The organism is Psychrobacter sp. 1U2 (assembly GCF_051847575.1).
This window is the reverse complement of record NZ_JBPYDC010001004.1, coordinates 1-744: the sequence shown is the minus strand read 5'-3', so window position 1 is coordinate 744 and position 744 is coordinate 1. Positions and strand designations below refer to the sequence as shown.

At 41.1% G+C, this 744-nt stretch carries 1 protein-coding gene and 1 pseudogene; both read right to left on the bottom strand.

Going from position 1 to position 744, the window contains the following annotated elements:
- Positions 1 to 199 (bottom strand): annotated as a pseudogene (locus ACS8FD_RS20035) (hypothetical protein); the annotation flags it as partial.
- Positions 200 to 387: 188 nt separating this feature from the next.
- A partial coding sequence (locus ACS8FD_RS20030) for a hypothetical protein (RefSeq protein ID WP_439277159.1) occupies positions 388 to 744 on the bottom strand: 357 nt, incomplete at its 5' end.

Below are 744 nucleotides of genomic sequence, written 5' to 3'. Positions count from 1 at the left end.
CTGCGCTTGCAATACGCCAAGCACTTTGATTTTCAATTTGACTACGGCATTGGTTGTCAATAGCGGCTTTAAACACGTTCATACCGATTTCATTGGCGGTACCTATTGCAGTGTTTGCATTGGTATTGGTCCCTGTTGTTGTACATCCAGCCAAGGTCAGTGAAGCAAGAAGCGCAGTTGAGGCTAGGGTTTTTTTCATGATTGTTCCTTCAAGGTGTTTAGTAGGGTCTAAATTGAGGCACGTTAGACTGCATTTATGAATCACTAATAAAGCCTAACGATATATTTTGGCTGATTAAGAACTAAAAAACCAGCTAAGATAAAGTATCTTAACTGGTTTTATTTCATCATTACAGTGAGTTGAGTATTCAACAGTCTCTAATGGTTTTAAACATTTTTACCGTGTTGTTTATTCTGAATATCTTTTGCCAGCTTGTAGCATTCGTTGATATGGTCAGTCGCAATTTTTTTGAAAATCATGTAGCCCATCGTAGCTGCTACCATCTGACCGCCAAGTGGAATGAACTTAGTGACTTGTTTCGCCGCAATACGACCACCGAAGCCTTGTACGGTCTTTTTGACAATACCGCGCGTTGCCATAAGTCCTGCAAAATCAACAGTACGATCTTTTAAAGCGCTCCAATGGATTGCCCGTGAATCTAAATCTACCGCTGACTCACGTCCTTCAATCAGACCAAAGCGTTCGCTAATTTCAGGTAACAACTGGGTAAGCATACCAGCATC